The 17,120-nt window shown below is 73.3% G+C and carries 14 protein-coding genes, 1 tRNA gene and 1 pseudogene; 14 read left to right on the top strand and 2 right to left on the bottom strand.

Annotated elements, in window-relative coordinates:
• Positions 1 to 419 (bottom strand): AfsR/SARP family transcriptional regulator (locus MY526_RS25670; protein ID WP_436705369.1); only part of this gene is annotated, 419 nt, incomplete at its 3' end.
• A gap of 173 nt (positions 420 to 592) precedes the next feature.
• Here MY526_RS25670 and MY526_RS25665 point away from each other — a divergent pair.
• The 7 genes from MY526_RS25665 to MY526_RS25635 all read left to right on the top strand — a co-directional run bounded on the left by MY526_RS25665 (position 593) and on the right by MY526_RS25635 (position 7,913).
• A complete protein-coding gene (locus MY526_RS25665) occupies positions 593 to 1,894 on the top strand; it encodes a nucleotide disphospho-sugar-binding domain-containing protein (protein ID WP_436705368.1) in 1,302 nt (433 codons plus the stop codon).
• A gap of 81 nt (positions 1,895 to 1,975) precedes the next feature.
• A tRNA-Pro gene (locus MY526_RS25660) sits at positions 1,976 to 2,049 on the top strand.
• Between the two features lie 136 nt (positions 2,050 to 2,185).
• Entirely contained in the window at positions 2,186 to 3,679 is a 1,494-nt protein-coding gene (gene tig, locus MY526_RS25655) for a trigger factor (RefSeq protein WP_436693209.1), read from the top strand.
• A gap of 274 nt (positions 3,680 to 3,953) precedes the next feature.
• Positions 3,954 to 4,589 carry an ATP-dependent Clp protease proteolytic subunit gene (locus MY526_RS25650; RefSeq protein ID WP_436693207.1) on the top strand — a complete coding sequence of 212 codons (636 nt, stop codon included), beginning with the start codon at positions 3,954 to 3,956 and terminating at the stop codon, positions 4,587 to 4,589.
• Between the two features lie 16 nt (positions 4,590 to 4,605).
• Positions 4,606 to 5,232, top strand: coding sequence for an ATP-dependent Clp protease proteolytic subunit (locus MY526_RS25645; RefSeq protein WP_436693205.1), 627 nt, complete (start codon positions 4,606 to 4,608; stop codon positions 5,230 to 5,232).
• A gap of 275 nt (positions 5,233 to 5,507) precedes the next feature.
• The gene (clpX, locus tag MY526_RS25640; RefSeq protein ID WP_436693203.1) at positions 5,508 to 6,779 is read left to right on the top strand and encodes an ATP-dependent Clp protease ATP-binding subunit ClpX; all 1,272 of its coding nucleotides are present in this window, start codon (positions 5,508 to 5,510) and stop codon (positions 6,777 to 6,779) included.
• Between the two features lie 222 nt (positions 6,780 to 7,001).
• A complete protein-coding gene (locus MY526_RS25635) occupies positions 7,002 to 7,913 on the top strand; it encodes a DUF559 domain-containing protein (protein ID WP_436693201.1) in 912 nt (303 codons plus the stop codon).
• Positions 7,914 to 7,966: 53 nt separating this feature from the next.
• On the opposite strand, the gene valS is transcribed toward MY526_RS25635, so the two are convergent.
• Positions 7,967 to 10,564 (bottom strand): valine--tRNA ligase, encoded by a 2,598-nt coding sequence (gene valS / locus MY526_RS25630; RefSeq protein WP_436693199.1) that lies wholly within the window; start codon positions 10,562 to 10,564, stop codon positions 7,967 to 7,969.
• A gap of 42 nt (positions 10,565 to 10,606) precedes the next feature.
• On the opposite strand from valS, the gene MY526_RS25625 reads away from it, so the two are divergent.
• From MY526_RS25625 to MY526_RS25595, 7 genes and pseudogenes are all read left to right on the top strand, one after another.
• On the top strand, positions 10,607 to 11,980 hold the full coding sequence (locus tag MY526_RS25625; RefSeq protein WP_436693197.1) for a bifunctional folylpolyglutamate synthase/dihydrofolate synthase: 1,374 nt from the start codon (positions 10,607 to 10,609) through the stop codon (positions 11,978 to 11,980).
• Positions 11,977 to 12,411 carry a DUF4233 domain-containing protein gene (locus tag MY526_RS25620; protein WP_436693195.1) on the top strand — a complete coding sequence of 145 codons (435 nt, stop codon included), beginning with the start codon at positions 11,977 to 11,979 and terminating at the stop codon, positions 12,409 to 12,411. Before MY526_RS25625 ends, MY526_RS25620 begins: the two co-directional genes overlap by 4 nt.
• Positions 12,412 to 12,422: 11 nt before the next feature.
• Positions 12,423 to 12,845 carry a nucleoside-diphosphate kinase gene (ndk, locus tag MY526_RS25615; RefSeq protein WP_436705367.1) on the top strand — a complete coding sequence of 141 codons (423 nt, stop codon included), beginning with the start codon at positions 12,423 to 12,425 and terminating at the stop codon, positions 12,843 to 12,845.
• 50 nt (positions 12,846 to 12,895) lie between these two features.
• Positions 12,896 to 13,345, top strand: a complete 450-nt coding sequence (locus MY526_RS25610) for a hypothetical protein (RefSeq protein ID WP_436693192.1) — start codon at positions 12,896 to 12,898, stop codon at positions 13,343 to 13,345.
• 51 nt (positions 13,346 to 13,396) lie between these two features.
• Positions 13,397 to 15,325, top strand: a complete 1,929-nt coding sequence (locus MY526_RS25605) for a TIGR03960 family B12-binding radical SAM protein (protein ID WP_436705366.1) — start codon at positions 13,397 to 13,399, stop codon at positions 15,323 to 15,325.
• A complete protein-coding gene (locus MY526_RS25600) occupies positions 15,325 to 16,092 on the top strand; it encodes a TIGR03936 family radical SAM-associated protein (RefSeq protein ID WP_436693188.1) in 768 nt (255 codons plus the stop codon). Before MY526_RS25605 ends, MY526_RS25600 begins: the two co-directional genes overlap by 1 nt.
• Before the next feature lie 260 nt (positions 16,093 to 16,352).
• A pseudogene (locus MY526_RS25595) lies at positions 16,353 to 17,120 on the top strand (ribonuclease E/G); the annotation flags it as partial.

The raw sequence follows: 17,120 nt of genomic DNA, 5'->3' as shown, positions 1-17,120 counted from the left end.
TCACCCACCTCCTTGGCCCAGAGAACGACATGGCTCCGATCCGCCTCCGGGGCGGCCAGCCCGGCGGCGGCGTCCCCCCGGCCCAGCGCCTCGCCGGCGGCCGCCGCCAGCTCGGCGAACCGGCCGGCGTCGACGTCGCCCGGCGTCGCCGCGAGCCGGTAGCCGGCCGGGGTCCGTGCCACGGCGTCCGGCCCGAGCAGCCGGCGCAGCCGCGAGACGTAGGTCTGCACCGAGGCCTCCGGGTCCGCCGGCGCCGCCTCGCCCCACAGCTCCTCGACGATGCGGTCGACCGACACCGGCCGCCCCGCCTCGGTGAGCAGCAGGCCCAGCAGCACCCGCTGCAGCGGGCTGCCGAGGTCCAGCGGCCGGTCGCCGGGCGAGCGGCGGGCCTCGACCGCGCCGAGCAGCCCGTAGCGCACGCCCGCCTCCTCCCCGTTCCCGTTCCGCGGCCCGGCGAGCTGCGCGTTCAGCGGGCGTCCAGCCGGGGCGGCAGGAGCGTCGCGCCGCGTCGAGGAGCCGTCAAGCGGCCGGGCGCACGGTCTGCCCGTCGCCCCTCCCGCCCGGTGCGGGAGCCGAACCCGAGGAGCACGCCATGTCCCGCATCCTGTTCACCACCATGCCGATGGCCGGCCACCTGCGTCCCGGCCTGCCGATCGCCCAGCAGCTGGTCGCCGACGGCCACGAGGTCGCCTGGTACACCGGCGGCAAGTACCTGCCGCTGGTCGAGAAGGTCGGCGCCACTGCCGTCCGCATGGACCCGGCCCTGGACTTCGACGACGCCGAGATCGACGCCCGGCCCGGCCGCAGGCCCGGCCTCCAGGCGCTCAAGGCGGCGATCCTCGACGTCTTCATCCGGCCGATCCCCGACTGGGTCGCCGAGCTCGACCGCGTCCTCGACGAGTTCGCCCCCGACGTCGTCGTCGCCGAGCAGGGGTTCATGGCCGGCCCGATCGCCGGCGAGCGGCGCGGCATCCCGAGCGTCGTGTTCTCCGTGTCGCCGCTCGGCATCTCCAGCGCCGACGCCCCGCCGTTCGGCACCGGGCTGCTGCCGTCGTCCTCGACGCTGGGCCGGCTGCGGAACCGGTCGCTGAACTGGGCGCTGCGCAGCGTCGTCCTCGCCGAGTGCCAGCGGGCCGCCGAGCAGGTCCGCGCCCGGCTCGGCCTGCCGCCGATGACCAGCTACTTCATGGACTGGGGCGCGCACCTCGCCGACCGCTACCTGGTCCCGAGCGTCCCGGAGTTCGAGTACGAGCGACGCGACCTGCCGGGCACCGTGGAGTTCGTCGGCCCGATGCTGCCCGCCGGCATCGACGACCTCACCCCGCCGCCGTGGTGGGCCGACGTGCTCGCCGCCCGCGCCGCCGGCCGCCCGGTCGTGCTCGTCACCCAGGGCACGATCGCCACCGACCCCCGCAACCTCATCCTGCCGACGGTCGCCGCCCTCGCCGGCCTCGACGCCCTCGTCATCGCCACCGCCATCGGCTTCGACGCCGACGAGGTGCTGCCCGCCGACGACCGCCCGGCCAACCTGCGGGTGACGCCGTTCGTCCCGTTCACCGAGCTGCTCCCGCTGGTCGACGTCATGGTCACCAACGGCGGCTACGGCGGCGTGCAGACGGCGCTGGCCCACGGCGTCCCGCTGGTGGTCGCCGGCCTGACCGAGGACAAGATGGAGGTGTCGGCGCGGGTGACCTGGTCGGGGACCGGCGTGGCGCTGCGGACCGACACCCCCGACCCGCAGCAGGTCCGGGACGGCGTCACCGCGGTGCTGGGCGACCATCGGTTCGGCCGGCGGGCGCGGGAGCTGCAGGCCGTCTACGCCGGCTACGACGGCCCGCGCCGGGCCGCCGCCTCGATCGCGGAGGTCGCGGAGGCCCGCCGTCCGGTGGGCTGACCTCCCGGCCTGCCTGCAGGGTCCCGCCGCGGGCATGCGAGCGGTGGCGGGCAGGGAGGTCCTTCTAGACTCGGTGCGCCACGGGGTGTGGCGCAGCTTGGTAGCGCACCCGCTTTGGGAGCGGGGGGCCGTGGGTTCAAATCCCGCCACCCCGACGTCGCGAGGCCGGTGTGCGTCCCATCCCGCCACCCCGGCCGTCGCGCGCGTGTCTCTAGACTCGTGGGTCGACCCGGCGCTGTCGGACCGGCCCGGCGCCCAACCCCTGTCTGTCGATCGAGGAGCACTGCCGCTGTGAAGAGCACCATCGAGGAACTGGGCCCCACGCGGGTCCGGATGGCGATCGAGGTGCCCTGGGGGGACCTGGACCACGCCTTCGGGGAGGTCTACAAGGAGCTCGGCAAGCAGGTGCGGGTGCCCGGCTTCCGCCCGGGCAAGGTGCCCAACCGGGTGCTCGACCAGCGGATCGGCCGCCCCGTCGTCCTCGAGCAGGTCGTCCAGCACGCCATCCCGGAGGTCTACTCCGAGGTCGTGCGGGAGAACCAGGTCCGCGTCCTGGGCCAGCCCGACATCGAGGTCACCCGCCTCGACGACAACGACACCCTCGCCTTCACCGCCGAGGTCGACGTCGCCCCCAAGATCGACCTGCCGTCGCTGGAGAGCCTGGCCGTGACCGTCGACGACGTCGAGGTCACCGACGAGGAGATCGACCAGCAGGTCACCGTCATGCGGGAGCGGTTCGCCATGCTCACCGCCGTCGACCGCGCGGTGGAGGACGGCGACTTCGTCTCCATCGACCTGGAGGCGACGCTCGACGGCGAGGTGCTCGAGGACGGCACGACCAGCGGCATGTCCTACGAGGTCGGCTCCGGCAACCTCATGGAGGGCCTCGACGACGCCGTCCGCGGGCTGTCGGCCGACGAGTCGAAGACCTTCTCGACCCCGCTGCTGTCCGGCCCGAACGCCGGCGAGACGGCCGAGGTCACCGTCACCGTGCGCTCGGTGAAGACCAAGGAGCTGCCCGAGCTCGACGACGAGTTCGCCTCCACGGCGAGCGAGTTCGACACCCTCGAGGAGCTCCGCGAGGACGTCCGCACCCGGCTGGCCCGCACCAAGGTCCTCCAGCAGGGGGCGCAGGCCCGCGACAAGCTGGTCGAGCACCTGCTCGAGACCGTCGAGGCGCCGATCCCCGAGAACCTCGTCGAGCGCGAGATCGAGTGGCGCAACCAGGCCATGCAGAACGAGCTCCAGCAGGCCGGGATGGACTGGGACGGCTTCCTGTCGATGTCCGGCGTCGAGAGCCGCGAGGCCTACGACACCGACCAGCGCAAGAACATCGAGGAGGCGGTGCGCACCCAGTTCATCCTCGATGCGATCGCCGACGCCCGTGAGGTCACCGTCGACAACGACGACCTGTCGGCGCAGATCATGGCCCAGGCCCAGCGCAACCGGATGAGCCCGGAGCAGTACGCCCAGCAGCTGCAGCAGGGCGGCAACATCGCCGAGTTCGTCGCCGACGTCCGCCGGACGAAGACGCTGGCCCAGCTGCTGGAGCAGACGACGATCACCGACGCCTCCGGCAACGTCGTCGACCTCGAGGCGCTGCGCCCGAAGACCGTGCCGGCCCCGGCCGATTCCGCCACCGAGGAGCCGGCCGCCGACGAGTCCGCCGCTCCCGAGGCGGCCGGCGCGGAGTCCGCCACCGACGACGCCGCCGGCACCGAGGACGCCGCCGGCACCGAGGACGCCGCCGGCACCGAGGACGCCGGGGACGCCGCCAAGAGCTGAGAAAGGCCCGATCGACGACCGACGCCGTCCCGCCCCGCCGACCGGGGAGGGGCGGCGTCGCTCGTCCCGGGGCGTGGACCGCCCGCGCCGTCGCGGGCAGCCGCTGCGCCCACGGCGAACACCCCCCGCGCCGGGACTGCTCCCCGGCACCTGCGCGTTAGGGTCGACGCAGACGCCGGCACCCACCGGGAACACCTGGTGTCCCCGGGCGCACCTTCCCCGCCCGCCCACCGAGACCGACTGCACCGCCAGTTCTACGGAGGTCACCGCACCCGTGAGCACCAACCCGAACCCGGCGAGCGCGCCGCTCATGCGTGCCGCCGCCGGGGGGATGAACCTCAACGACTCGGTCTACGAGCGCCTGCTGCGCGAGCGCATCATCTTCCTGGGCAGCCAGGTCGACGACGTGATCGCCAACCAGCTGGCCGCGCAGATGCTGCTGCTGTCCGCTGAGGACCCCAAGCAGGACATCCACCTCTACATCAACTCGCCCGGTGGCTCCGTGACGGCCGGCATGGCCATCTACGACACGATGCAGTTCATCGACTGCGACGTCGCCACCTACGGCATGGGCCTGGCCGCCTCGATGGGCCAGTTCCTGCTGACCGCCGGGACCAAGGGCAAGCGCTACGCCCTGCCGCACGCGCGGATCATGATGCACCAGCCCTCGGCCGGCGTCGGCGGCACCGCGTCGGACATCGCCATCCAGGCCGACCTGTTCCGCCGGACCAAGCGGGAGCTCAACGAGCTGCAGTCCTTCCACACCGGCCAGAGCGTCGAGCAGATCGAGAGGGACTCCGACCGCGACCGCTGGTTCACCGCGGCCGAGGCCCTCGAGTACGGCTTCGTCGACCACGTGGTGAGCAAGGCCGCGATGACCGACAGCGCCAACCCGGTCACCGACAACTGAGTCCGGAGGGACACCCATGAGCTTCCAGATGCCCTCCAGCCGCTACATCCTGCCCTCCTTCGTGGAGCGCACGAGCTACGGCATGAAGGAGTCCAACCCGTACAACAAGCTCTTCGAGGAACGGATCATCTTCCTCGGGGTGCAGATCGACGACGCCTCGGCCAACGACGTGATGGCGCAGTTGATCACGCTCGAGTCGGCCGACCCGGACCGCGACATCACGATCTACATCAACTCGCCCGGTGGCTCGTTCACGTCGCTCATGGCCATCTACGACACGATGATGTTCGTCCGGCCCGACATCCAGACCGTCTGCATGGGCCAGGCCGCCTCCGCCGCCGCCGTCCTGCTCGCGGCGGGGACGCCGGGCAAGCGCCTGGCGCTGCCGTACTCCCGCGTGCTCATCCACCAGCCGTCGGGTGAGTCCGGTGGTCAGGTGTCGGACCTGGAGATCCACGCCGCGGAGATCCAGCGGGTGCGGTCGCAGATGGAGGAGATCCTCGCCCGGCACACCGGTCAGACCGTCGAGCAGGTCCGCACCGACATCGAGCGCGACAAGATCCTCACCGCCGACGAGGCCAAGGCCTACGGCATGGTCGACGAGGTCATCCAGAGCCGGAAGCTGAACGCGCTCCCCGGCTGATCGCGATCGGTACGGGTCGAGGGGGCGCGTGTCGCGCCCTCGACCCGTACCGTCGGGAGACGCGGGACGCATGTGGTCAGGCGTCGGACCGGCGGGCGAGTCATCGCCCTTCGGCACCGGTGCCGCCAGGTACCGTCGGCGAGCGCCCGATCCCCGGCCCAGAGCGCCGGGAGGAGAGCCTCGCGGAGTGCGGGGCCGTGCACGGGACAGCAGCACCAGTTCACACGCAGGCACCTGGGACCAGGGCCTGATTCCCCCGAGGTGGAGGTCAGCAGGTGGCACGAATCGGTGAGAGCGGTGACCTGCTCAAGTGCTCGTTCTGCGGCAAGAGCCAGAAGCAGGTCAAGAAGCTCATCGCGGGCCCCGGGGTCTACATCTGCGACGAGTGCATCGACCTCTGCAACGAGATCATCGAGGAAGAGCTCTCGGAGTCGTCGGACCTCAAGTTCGACGAACTGCCGAAGCCCAAGGAGATCCACGACTTCCTCGAGCAGTACGTCATCGGCCAGGACAAGGCCAAGCGGACGCTCTCGGTCGCGGTCTACAACCACTACAAGCGGGTGCAGGCCGGCGGCGCCGGAGGCCGCGACGACTCGGTCGAGCTGGCCAAGTCCAACATCCTGCTGATGGGCCCCACGGGCTGCGGCAAGACGCACCTGGCGCAGACCCTGGCCCGGATGCTCAACGTCCCGTTCGCCATCGCCGACGCCACGGCGCTGACCGAGGCCGGCTACGTCGGTGAGGACGTCGAGAACATCCTGCTGAAGCTGATCCAGGCCGCCGACTACGACGTCAAGCGGGCCGAGACCGGCATCATCTACATCGACGAGGTCGACAAGATCGCCCGCAAGAGCGAGAACCCGTCGATCACCCGGGACGTCTCCGGTGAGGGTGTGCAGCAGGCGCTGCTGAAGATCCTCGAGGGGACGACGGCGTCGGTGCCCCCGCAGGGTGGCCGCAAGCACCCGCACCAGGAGTTCATCCAGATCGACACGACGAACGTGCTGTTCATCGTGGGCGGCGCCTTCGCCGGGCTCGAGAAGATCATCGAGCAGCGGGCCGGCAAGCAGGGCATCGGCTTCGGCGCCGAGATCCGCGGCAAGAAGGAGATCGAGGAGGCCAACGCCTTCGCCGAGGTCATGCCGGAGGACCTGCTGAAGTTCGGGATGATCCCCGAGTTCATCGGCCGGCTCCCGGTGATCACCAGCGTGCAGAAGCTGGACCGCGAGGCGCTGATCAACATCCTCACCGAGCCGAAGAACGCCCTGGTGCGCCAGTACCGCCGGCTGTTCGAGCTCGACGGGGTGGACCTGGAGTTCACCGAGGACGCGCTCGAGTCGATCGCGGACCAGGCGATCCTGCGCGGCACCGGCGCCCGTGGCCTGCGGGCGATCATGGAGGAGGTCCTCCAGTCGGTGATGTACGACGTCCCGAGCCGGGACGACGTCGCCTCGGTGATGATCACCAAGGAGGTCGTGCTCGAGCACGTCAACCCGACGATCGTGCCGCGCAAGCCCACCCGCGCCCCCCGCGAGAAGTCGGCCTGAGCACCACCCGCTGACCGACGGCCCGCCTCCCCCGGGAGGCGGGCCGTTCCGCGTTCCCGCCCCCACAGTGGGCGCCGATGCGCAGTTCCCGCCGGGTGACCTGCCGATCAGCGCACACGGTCGGCGCCGTCGTCCACAGATCCCGCCGTGGGCACCCGCGCCGTCGTCCACAGATCCCGCCGTGGGCACCCGCGCCGTCGTCCGCACCAGCACCCTCCGGGCGTGGCGATCGACGTCTCCGCGGTGGTCGGCCCGGACGGCTGGGTGACCACCGACGAGCTCCTGACCCGGGTCAGCCGGCGCACGGTCGGGTACTGGGTCTCCCAGGGACGGCTGGTCCGGCTCCGGCCGGGTGTCGTGGCGCTGCCGGGTGCGGCGCCGGACTGGCGGGTGCGGGTGGCCGCCGCTCTCGAGGGCCGGGAGGCCGTCGCGAGCCATGTCACCGCGCTCGCCCTGTGGGAGCTGGTACGCCATCCGGCCGGACCCGTGCACCTCTCCGTCGACAGTGCGAGGAGCGCCCGCGGCTCCGCCGGCGTCGCGGTGCACCGGGCGCCGGGCGTGTACGAGGAGCGGCGCCGGGTCGCCGGTCTGGCGGTCACGTCGGTGGAGCGGTCCGTCGTCGACACGTGGGGTCGGCCGTCCGGGCTGTCCCGTGATGACGTCCGGGCCGCCGCCATCACGGCGGTGCGGCAACGGCAGTGCCGCCCGCGTGACCTGGAGCTCGAACTCGCCGACCGCGGCCGGCTGCCCGGCCGGGCCGAGCTGGCGCACCTGGTGTCGCTGCTGGCGAGCGGCTGCAGGAGCGAGCTGGAGATCTGGGGCTGCCTCGAGGTGCTGCGCGCCCCCGGGATGCCACCGTTCGTGCAGCAGCGTCCGGTGACCGTTGCCGGGCGGACCTTCCTCCTCGACGCCGCCTACGACGACGTCCTCCTCGCCGTGGAGCTGGACGGCGCCGCCTGGCACGGCTCCCGCGACCAGCGGGAGGCCGACATCAGCCGGGACGCCCTGCTGGCCACGGTGGGGTGGCAGACCCTCCGCTTCGGTTACCGACGGCTCACCGCATCACCCGATGCCTGCCGCCGGGAGATCCTCGCCGTGCGGGCCGCGCGGAGGAGGCTCGACCGTGTGCGCTGATCGGCAAGGAACCTGGCGGAACCTGCCCATCAGCGCACACGGTCACCTCGGGGTCAGGCCTCCGCGGGCGGGGCGAGGGTGACGTCGACCGACAGCGGGCCCTCGCCGGCGACGATCTCCAGCGCGGCGATCCGGCCGGCCTCGACCAGGTCGCGGCGGGCCGCCTCGACCAGCGCCACCTGCTCGGCCGGCGCGGTGACGGTCGCCGACTCGACGTCGGCCCGCATCGACTGCTTGGCGTCGGACTTGGCCTTGCGGACCCCGGCCAGCGCCGCGGCCACCACCGTCACCACCGCCGGGTCCCCGCCCGCGGGCAGCTCGGCCGTCTCCGGCCACGACGCGCGGTGCACCGACCCGGCCTGCCACCACGACCAGACCTCCTCGGTGACGAACGGCAGCACCGGGGCGAACAGCCGCAGCTGCACCGACAGCGCGAGCGCCAGCGTGGCCTGGGCGGAGCGCGCGGCGTCGTCCGAGCCGTAGGCCCGGGACTTCACCAGCTCCACGTAGTCGTCGCAGAACTGCCAGAAGAAGGCCTCGGTCACCTCGAGCGCGCGGGTGTAGTTGTAGGCCTCCAGCGCCGCCGTCGCCTCCTCGACCACCGCGGCCAGCCCGGCCAGCAGCCCGAGGTCGATCGGCTCGGTGACCTGCTCGGCCGACAGCCCCGCCGACGCGCCGAGCCCCAGCACGAACTTGCCGACGTTGAGGATCTTGATGGCCAGCCGGCGGCCGACCTTCATCTGCGCCTCGTCGAACGGCGAATCCGCACCCGGCCGGGCGCCCGCCGCCCGCCAGCGCACCGCGTCGGTGCCGTAGCGCTCGAGCACGTCGATCGGCGTGACGACGTTGCCCTTCGACTTCGACATCTTCTTGCGGTCGGGGTCGACGACGAAGCCGGAGATCGCCGCGTGCGTCCACGGCACGGTGCCGAACTCGTAGTGCGCGCGGACGACGGTCGAGAACAGCCAGGTCCGGATGATGTCGTGCCCCTGCGGGCGCAGGTCCATCGGGAAGACGTGCGCGAACAGCTCGGGGTCGGTGTCCCAGCCCGAGGCCACCTGTGGGGACAGCGACGACGTCGCCCAGGTGTCCATGACGTCGGGGTCGGCCATGAACCCGCCCGGCACGCCCCGCTGCTCCTCGGTGAAGCCCTCCGGGACGTCGGACGACGGGTCCACCGGCAGCGCCGAGTCGGGCGCCACGATCGGGTCGGCGTAGTCGGGCTCGCCCTCGCCGTCGAGGCGGTACCAGACCGGGAAGGGGACGCCGAAGAACCGCTGGCGGCTGATCAGCCAGTCGCCGTTGAGCCCCTCGACCCAGTTCTCGTACCGGTACCGCATGTGCTCCGGGATCCACTGGATCTCCCGGCCGCGGGCGACCAGCGCGCTCCGCAGCTCTTCGTCCCGCCCGCCGTTGCGGATGTACCACTGCCGCGTGGTGACGATCTCCAGCGGCCGGTCACCCTTCTCGTAGAACTTGACCGGGTGCGTGATCGGCGTCGGGTCGCCGTGTAGGTCGCCGGAGTCCCGCAGCAGCTCGACCATCCGCTCGCGGGCCGCGTGCGCGGTCTTGCCGGCCAGCTCGCCGTAGGCCGAGGTCGCGCCGTCCGACGACAGCCCCGACGGCGGGTCGGCCACCAGCCGGCCGTCCCAGCCGATGACCGCGCGGGTGGGCAGCTGCAGCTCCCGCCACCAGGTGACGTCGTTGAGGTCGCCGAAGGTGCAGATCATCGCGATGCCCGAGCCCTTGTCCGGCTCGGCGAGGCGGTGCGCGACCACCGGCACCTCGACGTCGAAGACCGGCGTCCGCACCGTCCGGCCGAACAGCGGCCGGTAGCGCTCGTCGTCGGGGTGCGCGACCAGCGCGACGCAGGCCGGCAGCAGCTCCGGGCGGGTGGTCTCGATGAAGACCGGGCCCTCGGGGCCGGAGAAGGAGATCCGGTGGTAGGCGCCGGGGCGCTCGCGGTCCTCGAGCTCGGCCTGGGCGACCGCCGTCCGGAAGGTGACGTCCCAGAGGGTCGGCGCCTCCTGGGCGTAGGCCTCCCCGCGGGCGAGGTTGTGCAGGAACATCCGCTGCGCGGTCGCCCGCGAGGACTCCGAGATCGTCCGGTAGACGTTCGACCAGTCCACCGACAGGCCGACGCGCCGCCACAGCTGCTCGAAGGCGCGCTCGTCCTCCTCGGTCAGCCGCATGCACAGCTCGACGAAGTTGCGGCGGGACACCGGCTGCTGGTCCTTGCCCGGCTTGGCCGGCGGCTCGAAACCCGGCTGGTAGTGCAGCGACGGGTCGCAGCGGACGCCGTAGTAGTTCTGCACGCGGCGCTCGGTCGGCAGCCCGTTGTCGTCCCAGCCCATGGGGTAGAAGACGTGCCGGCCGCGCATGCGCTGGTAGCGGGCGACGAAGTCGGTGTGGGTGTAGCTGAACACGTGGCCGACGTGCAGCGAGCCGCTGGCCGTCGGCGGGGGGGTGTCGATCGAGAACGTCCGCTCGCGCGGCGCGGCCAGCGCCGCGGGTCGGTCGAAGGCGTAGGTGTCCTCGGTCGCCCAGCGGGCCGCCCACTTGTCCTCGAGCCCGTCCAGCGACGGCTTGTCCGGTACGCCGACGGAGGCTCCCTGGGCAGGGGTGTCCGAGGTCGCGGTGTCGGGAACCATGTCCCTCATCCTAGGAAGTCCGCGGCTGGCATCCTGGGCAGGATGAGCAGCACCGGTCCGGACGGTCGGACACCCGAGGACCCCGAGCTCGCCCGGGTCGAGAAGGCCCTGCTCGCACGCTGGCCGGAGAGCCGGCTGGAGCCGTCGCTCGGCCGCATCTCCGCCCTCGTCGACCTGCTCGGCAACCCGCACCGCGCGATGCCGGTCATCCAGGTCGCCGGCACCAACGGCAAGACGACGACGGCGCGCATGGTCGACGAGCTGCTGCGCGGCTTCGGACTCCGGGTGGGCCGCTTCACCAGCCCGCACCTGCAGTCGGTGCGCGAGCGGATCGTGCTCGACGGCGAGCCGGTGAGCGCCGAGCGCTTCGTCGAGACCTTCGACGACATCGCCCCGTACGTGCAGATGGTCGACACCGCCGGCGAGCACCCGATGAGCTTCTTCGAGGTGATGGTCGGCATGGCGTACGCGACCTTCGCCGAGACGCCGGTGGACGTCGCCGTCGTGGAGGTGGGCATGGGCGGGACGTGGGACGCCACCACCGTCGTCGACGCCCGCGTCGCCGTCGTCACCCCGGTGGCGCTGGACCACGCCGAGTACCTGGGCCCGGACGTCGCCACCATCGCCGGCGAGAAGGCCGGGATCATCAAGCCCGACTCGATCGCGGTGCTGGCCCGCCAGCAGCCCGGGGCGCTGGACGCGCTCGTCCGGCGGGCGGTCGAGGTCGAGGCCGTGGTCGCCCGCGAGGGCACCGAGTTCGGCGTCCTGCAGCGCGCGGTCGCCGTCGGTGGCCAGCAGCTGCGGCTGCAGGGGCTCGGCGGCGAGTACGCGGACGTCTTCCTGCCCCTGTTCGGTGCGCACCAGGCGCAGAACGCCGCGACCGCGCTGGCCGCGGTCGAGGCGTTCCTCGGCGCCGGCGCGGCGACCGGCCCGATCGACGTCGAGACGGTGCGGGCCGCCTTCGCCGCCGTCCGTTCCCCCGGCCGGCTCGAGCGGCTGCGGACCAGCCCGACCGTGCTCGTGGACGCCGCGCACAACCCGGCCGGCATGGCCGCGACGGTGGAGGCGATCCGCGAGTCCTTCGACTTCACCCGGCTGGTCGGGGTGGTCGGCGCCGTCCGCGGCAAGGACGTCGCCGGGATGCTCGCCGCCCTGGAGGAGGTCTGCGCCGAGCTCGTGGTCACCCAGAACAGCTCGCCGCGGGCGATGCCGGCCGACGAGCTGGGCGCCCTGGCCGTCGACGTCTTCGGCGCCGACCGGGTCAGCGTCTCGCCGCGGCTGCCCGAGGCCCTCACCGAGGCGATCGAGCTGGCCGAGGCCGGCCCCGACGACGCCCTCGGGGGCTCCGGCGTGCTGGTCACCGGCAGCGTGATCACCGCGGGGGAGGCCCGCACCCTGATGGGCGGCCGGCCGTGACCGCTCCCGATCCGCAGCGCGCCGCCCGGGCGCTGCGGGGGGCCGCCGCCGCGATCCTGCTGCTGGAGGGGATCGCCGTCCTCTTCGTCCCGCGCGGCATCGCGCAGACCGGGGACGGCCTGACCGGCGGCCGGCTCACCGCGCTGCTCGTGCTGTCGGTCCTGCTCATCCTGGCCGCGGGCGTGCAGCGCCGTCCGCAGGGCGTGCTCGTCGGCACGGTGCTGCAGGTGCCGCTGCTGGCCACCGGACTGCTCAACGGCGTCATGTGGTTCGTCGCCGGCGCCTTCGTGCTGATCTGGCTCTACCTGCTGCAGATCCGCAAGGAGCTGCTCGGCTCGCCGTTCCGCGAGCCCGAGCTCAGCGAGCCCGACCACCGCGAGCTCGATCCCCGTGAGGCCGCTCCCCGGGAGGACGGCGACCCCGCCGCGTAGGCTGCGCGCTCGTGTCTGAAGCCACTTCCGCCCGCACCCTCGTCCTCGTCAAGCCCGACGGCGTCGCCCGCGGCCTGGTCGGCGAGGTGATCTCGCGCCTGGAGGCCAAGGGCCTGCGCCTGGTCGCCGCCGAGCTGCGCACGTTGACCCGTGAGGTCGCCGAGGAGCACTACGGCGAGCACCGCGAGAAGCCGTTCTTCGGCTCTCTGGTCGAGTTCATCACCGGCGGGCCGCTGCTGGCACTCGTCGCCGAGGGGCCGCGCGCGGTCGAGGCGTTCCGCGCGCTGGCCGGCGCCACCGACCCGGTGAAGGCCGGGCCCGGCACGATCCGCGGCGACTTCGCCCTCGAGGTGCAGAACAACATCGTCCACGGCTCGGACTCCGACGAGTCCGCCGCGCGCGAGATCGGCCTGTTCTTCCCGACGCTCTCCTGATCCGGTGGCCGCGACCGATGAGTCGGTCGCGGCCCGGCAGTCCCCACCGCATGACCGACGACGGCGACCGCATGGCCCTGCTCGAACCGTTCGTGGGGGAGTGGCGGCTGGAGACCTCCCTCGCCCCACCGGACGCCGTCCGGGCACGGGCGGTGTTCGAGTGGGCGCTCGGCGGACGGTTCCTCGTGGAGCGCTCGGAGGTCGACGTCCCGGAGGCACCGGACGGCCTGTGCGTCGTCGCGGCCGCCCCCGAGGGTGAGGGCTACCTCCAGCACTACTTCGACTCCCGCGGGGTGGTGCGGCTGTACGCCATGACCTTCGACGGGCGGATCTGGACGCTCCGCCGGGAGGAGGCCGACTTCAGCCCGCTGGAGTTCGCGCAGCGCTACACCGGCGAGTTCGGCGACGACGGCGGGACGATCCGCGGCCGCTGGGAGATCAGGCACCCCGGCCAGGACTGGCAACCGGACTTCGACCTGTCCTACGTGCGGGTCTCCTAGGGCCGAAGTGGCCACTTCGGCCCTGGGGGAGCCGTCTACCCTGGACGGGTCATGACTGGGACCTCGCTCTACCCCCGCCTCGAACCGCTCCTCGCTCAGGTGCAGAAGCCGATCCAGTACGTCGGTGGTGAGCTCAACGCGCAGGTCAAGGCGTGGGACGACGTCGCCGTCCACTGGGCGCTCATGTACCCCGACGCCTACGAGGTCGGCCTGCCCAACCAGGGCCTGATGATCCTGTACGAGGTGCTCAACGAGCGGCCGGACGCCCTCGCCGAGCGCACCTACGCCGTCTGGCCCGACCTCGCCGGCCTGATGCGCGAGGCCGGCGTCCCCCAGTTCACCGTCGACGCGCACCGCGCCGTCGTCGACTTCGACCTGCTCGGCGTCAGCTTCGCCACCGAGCTCGGCTACACCAACCTGCTCGAGGCCCTCGACCTCGCCGGCGTCCCGCTGCACGCGGTCGACCGCGACGAGACGCACCCGGTCGTGGTCGCCGGCGGGCACGCGGCGTTCAACCCCGAGCCGATCGCCGACTTCGTCGACTGCGCCGTTCTCGGCGACGGCGAGCAGGTCGTCGGCGACATCACCGACGTGGTCGCCGCGTGGAAGGGGCAGGGCCGGCCCGGTGGCCGGGTCGAGCTGCTGGCCCGCCTGGCCCGGGTGGACGGCGTCTACGTGCCGCGCTTCTATGCGGTGTCCTACCGGCCGGACGGCGCCATCGCCGCGGTGACGCGGACGCGGGACGACGTCCCGGCGCGGGTCGGCAAGCGCACCGTCATGGACCTCGACGAGTGGCCCTACCCCAAGCAGCCGCTGGTGCCGCTGGCGGAGTCGGTGCACGAGCGGATGAGCGTGGAGATCTTCCGCGGCTGCACCCGGGGCTGCCGGTTCTGCCAGGCGGGCATGATCACCCGCCCGGTCCGCGAGCGGACGATCACCGGGATCGGCTCGATGGTCGACCAGGGCCTGCGGGCCACCGGCTACGAGGAGGTCGGGCTGCTCTCGCTGTCCAGCGCCGACCACTCCGAGATCGGCCAGCTGGCCAAGGAGCTCGCCGACCGCTACGAGGGCACCAACACCGGGCTGTCGCTGCCGTCGACGCGCGTGGACGCCTTCAACGTCACCCTGGCCAACGAGCTGTCCCGCAACGGACGGCGCTCCGGCCTCACCTTCGCCCCCGAGGGCGGCAGCGAGCGGATCCGCCGGGTGATCAACAAGACGGTGTCCAAGGACGACCTGGTCCGCACCGTCAGCACCGCCTACGCCAACGGGTGGCGGCAGGTGAAGCTCTACTTCATGTGCGGTCTGCCGACCGAGACCGACGAGGACGTGCTGGAGATCGCCGAGCTGGCGGTCGAGGTGATCCGCGCCGGGCGGGAGGCCAGCGGGTCCAGGGACGTGCGCTGCACGGTGTCGATCGGCGGCTTCGTGCCCAAGCCGCACACGCCCTTCCAGTGGGCGGGGCAGGCCAGCGCGGAGACGATCGACGCCCGGCTGAAGCTCCTCCGGCAGGCGATCAACAGCGACCGCCGCATCGGCCGGTCCATCGGGCTGCGCTACCACGACGGCCAGCCCGGCGTGGTGGAGGGCCTGCTCTCCCGCGGCGACCGCCGGGTGGGCCGGGTCATCGAGCGGGTCTGGCGCGAGGGCGGGAAGTTCGACGGCTGGAGCGAGCACTTCTCCTACGAGCGCTGGACCGCCGCGGCCGCCGCGGAGCTGGTGCCCCTCGGGGTCGACCTCGACTGGTTCACCACCCGCGAGCGCACCCAGGAGGAGGTCCTGCCCTGGGACCACCTGGACTCCGGGCTGGACAAGGAGTGGCTCTGGGACGACTGGCAGGAGGCGCTGTCGGAGGAGGAGGTCGCCGACTGCCGGTGGACGCCCTGCTACGACTGCGGCGTCTGCCCGACCAACGGCACCGAGATCCAGATCGGGCCGACCGGGCGCAGCCTGCTGCCGCTCACGGTCGTCGGCCGCTAGTGGCCCGCCAGCCCGAGGGGCCGCCCCCGCCGCCGACGGTGCAGCGGCTGCGGCTGCGGTACGCCAAGCGCGGCCCCCTGCGGTTCGCCTCGCACCGGGACCTCGCCCGCGCGCTCGAGCGGGCCCTGCGCCGCGCCCGGGTGCCGATGGCGTTCTCCGCCGGCTTCAGCCCGCACCCGAAGATCTCCTACGTCGGTGCGGCCCCCACCGGCGCGGCCAGCGAGGCCGAGTACCTGGAGATCGGGCTGGCCGAGCGCTGCGACCCCGAGCAGGTGCGCGCCGCACTCGACGCGTCGCTGCCCCCGGGGGTCGACGTCCTGGAGTGCGTCGAGGCCACCGAGGGCGGCGGCTCGCTCGCCGACCGGATCGACGCCGCGCGCTGGCGTGTCGAACTGCCCGGCGTGGCGCCGGCGGAGCTCGCCGCCGCCGTCGACGCCTTCCTGGCCAGGCCCGAGGTGACCGTCGCCAAGCGGACCAAGAACGGCCTGCGGGACGTCGACGCGCGGGGTCCCGTGGCCGTCGCAGCGGCGGCCGGCACAGCAGGTTGTGCCATACTGACCATGGTCGTCCGGCAGGTGACGCCCGCCGTTCGACCCGATGACGTGTTGGCCGCTCTGGCTGCCGTCGCCGACCTGCGCCCGCCGTCGCCCCCTCGGGCCGTGCGTGAGGCGCAGGGCCGGCTCGACGACAGCGGGAGCGTGACCGACCCGCTCGGACCGGACCGTGCAGCGAGCACCCGCTGCCAGGGGGAGCACGCGGCGGTCTGACCGGTGGGGCCGGCGCCGCGCGACGTCGAGCGGCGCGGCTGCCAGGCGCGACGCACCCCGAGATCTCGCAGCACCGAAGACCAGCTCCACCCGGCTCCCGGCCGCGGCAACCGCCGCGCGGGAGCCGGCCCACAGACTTCGCGAGTCGGGCACTGCCGCCGATACCCGGCGCGGCATCCGACCCGCCCAACCCGTGCTCCTGCGCGGTCGCCAGTCCTCCGGATCGGCGCCCGGGAGCACCACACAGGAGGCGAGCCCTCGTGGCCGACCAGACAGACGACACCATCCCCGCCGCCGCCGAAGGCGCCGAGGAGGAAGCCCCGCCGGCCTTCGGCGCGGAGCAGATCGGGGAGGCCCCGGACCCGGCGGTCCAGCCCGAGGACCTGCAGGAGGACCTCGAGGCCGGGACGGCCGACGACGAGCCGGAGCCCGAGGCGGCGCTGGCGGCGCCCGCGGCGCCCGAGCCCGAGCCGGCGCTGACGGCGCCCGAGCCCCAGCCGGCGCTGACGGCGCCCGAGCCGTTGCCGGAGCCGGAGGCCGAGCTGGAGGAGCGCCCGGTCTCCCCGTTCGGCGCCCAGTTCAGCTCCCCGGAGCCGACCGCGGTCATCGCCCGGCCCCGCCGGCGGGCCACCCGGCCGGCCGGTGCCGCCGACCCCGACGCGTACGCCGCACCGCCGGCGGCCGCCCCGGCCATCCCGGCCTTCGTGAGCTTCGTGGCGCCGGCCGAGGCCGAGGCCCCGCCGATCACCCGTCGCCGCAGCCGCCGCCCGGCGGCCGAGACGCCCGTCGCCGAGGAGACCGAGGCCGAGCCGGCCGAGGACCTCGACGACGAGGAGACCCCGGCGCCCCGCTCCCGGCGCGGCCGCTCCCGCCGTCGCTCCGTGACCGGTGACGAGCCGACCGCTGCCGTCGAGGACGTCGACACCGACGAGGACGACGCCGACACCGAGGGCGACGCCGAGGACCGCGACGAGGGCGGCGCCGCCGGCAGCCGGCGCCGGCGGCGTGGCCGCCGCGGGCGCGGCCGG

Origin of the sequence: Geodermatophilus sp. CPCC 205761, assembly GCF_051383655.1 — a bacterium.
Taxonomy (GTDB): domain Bacteria; phylum Actinomycetota; class Actinomycetes; order Mycobacteriales; family Geodermatophilaceae; genus Geodermatophilus.
This window is presented reverse-complemented; position numbering and strand designations above follow the sequence as displayed.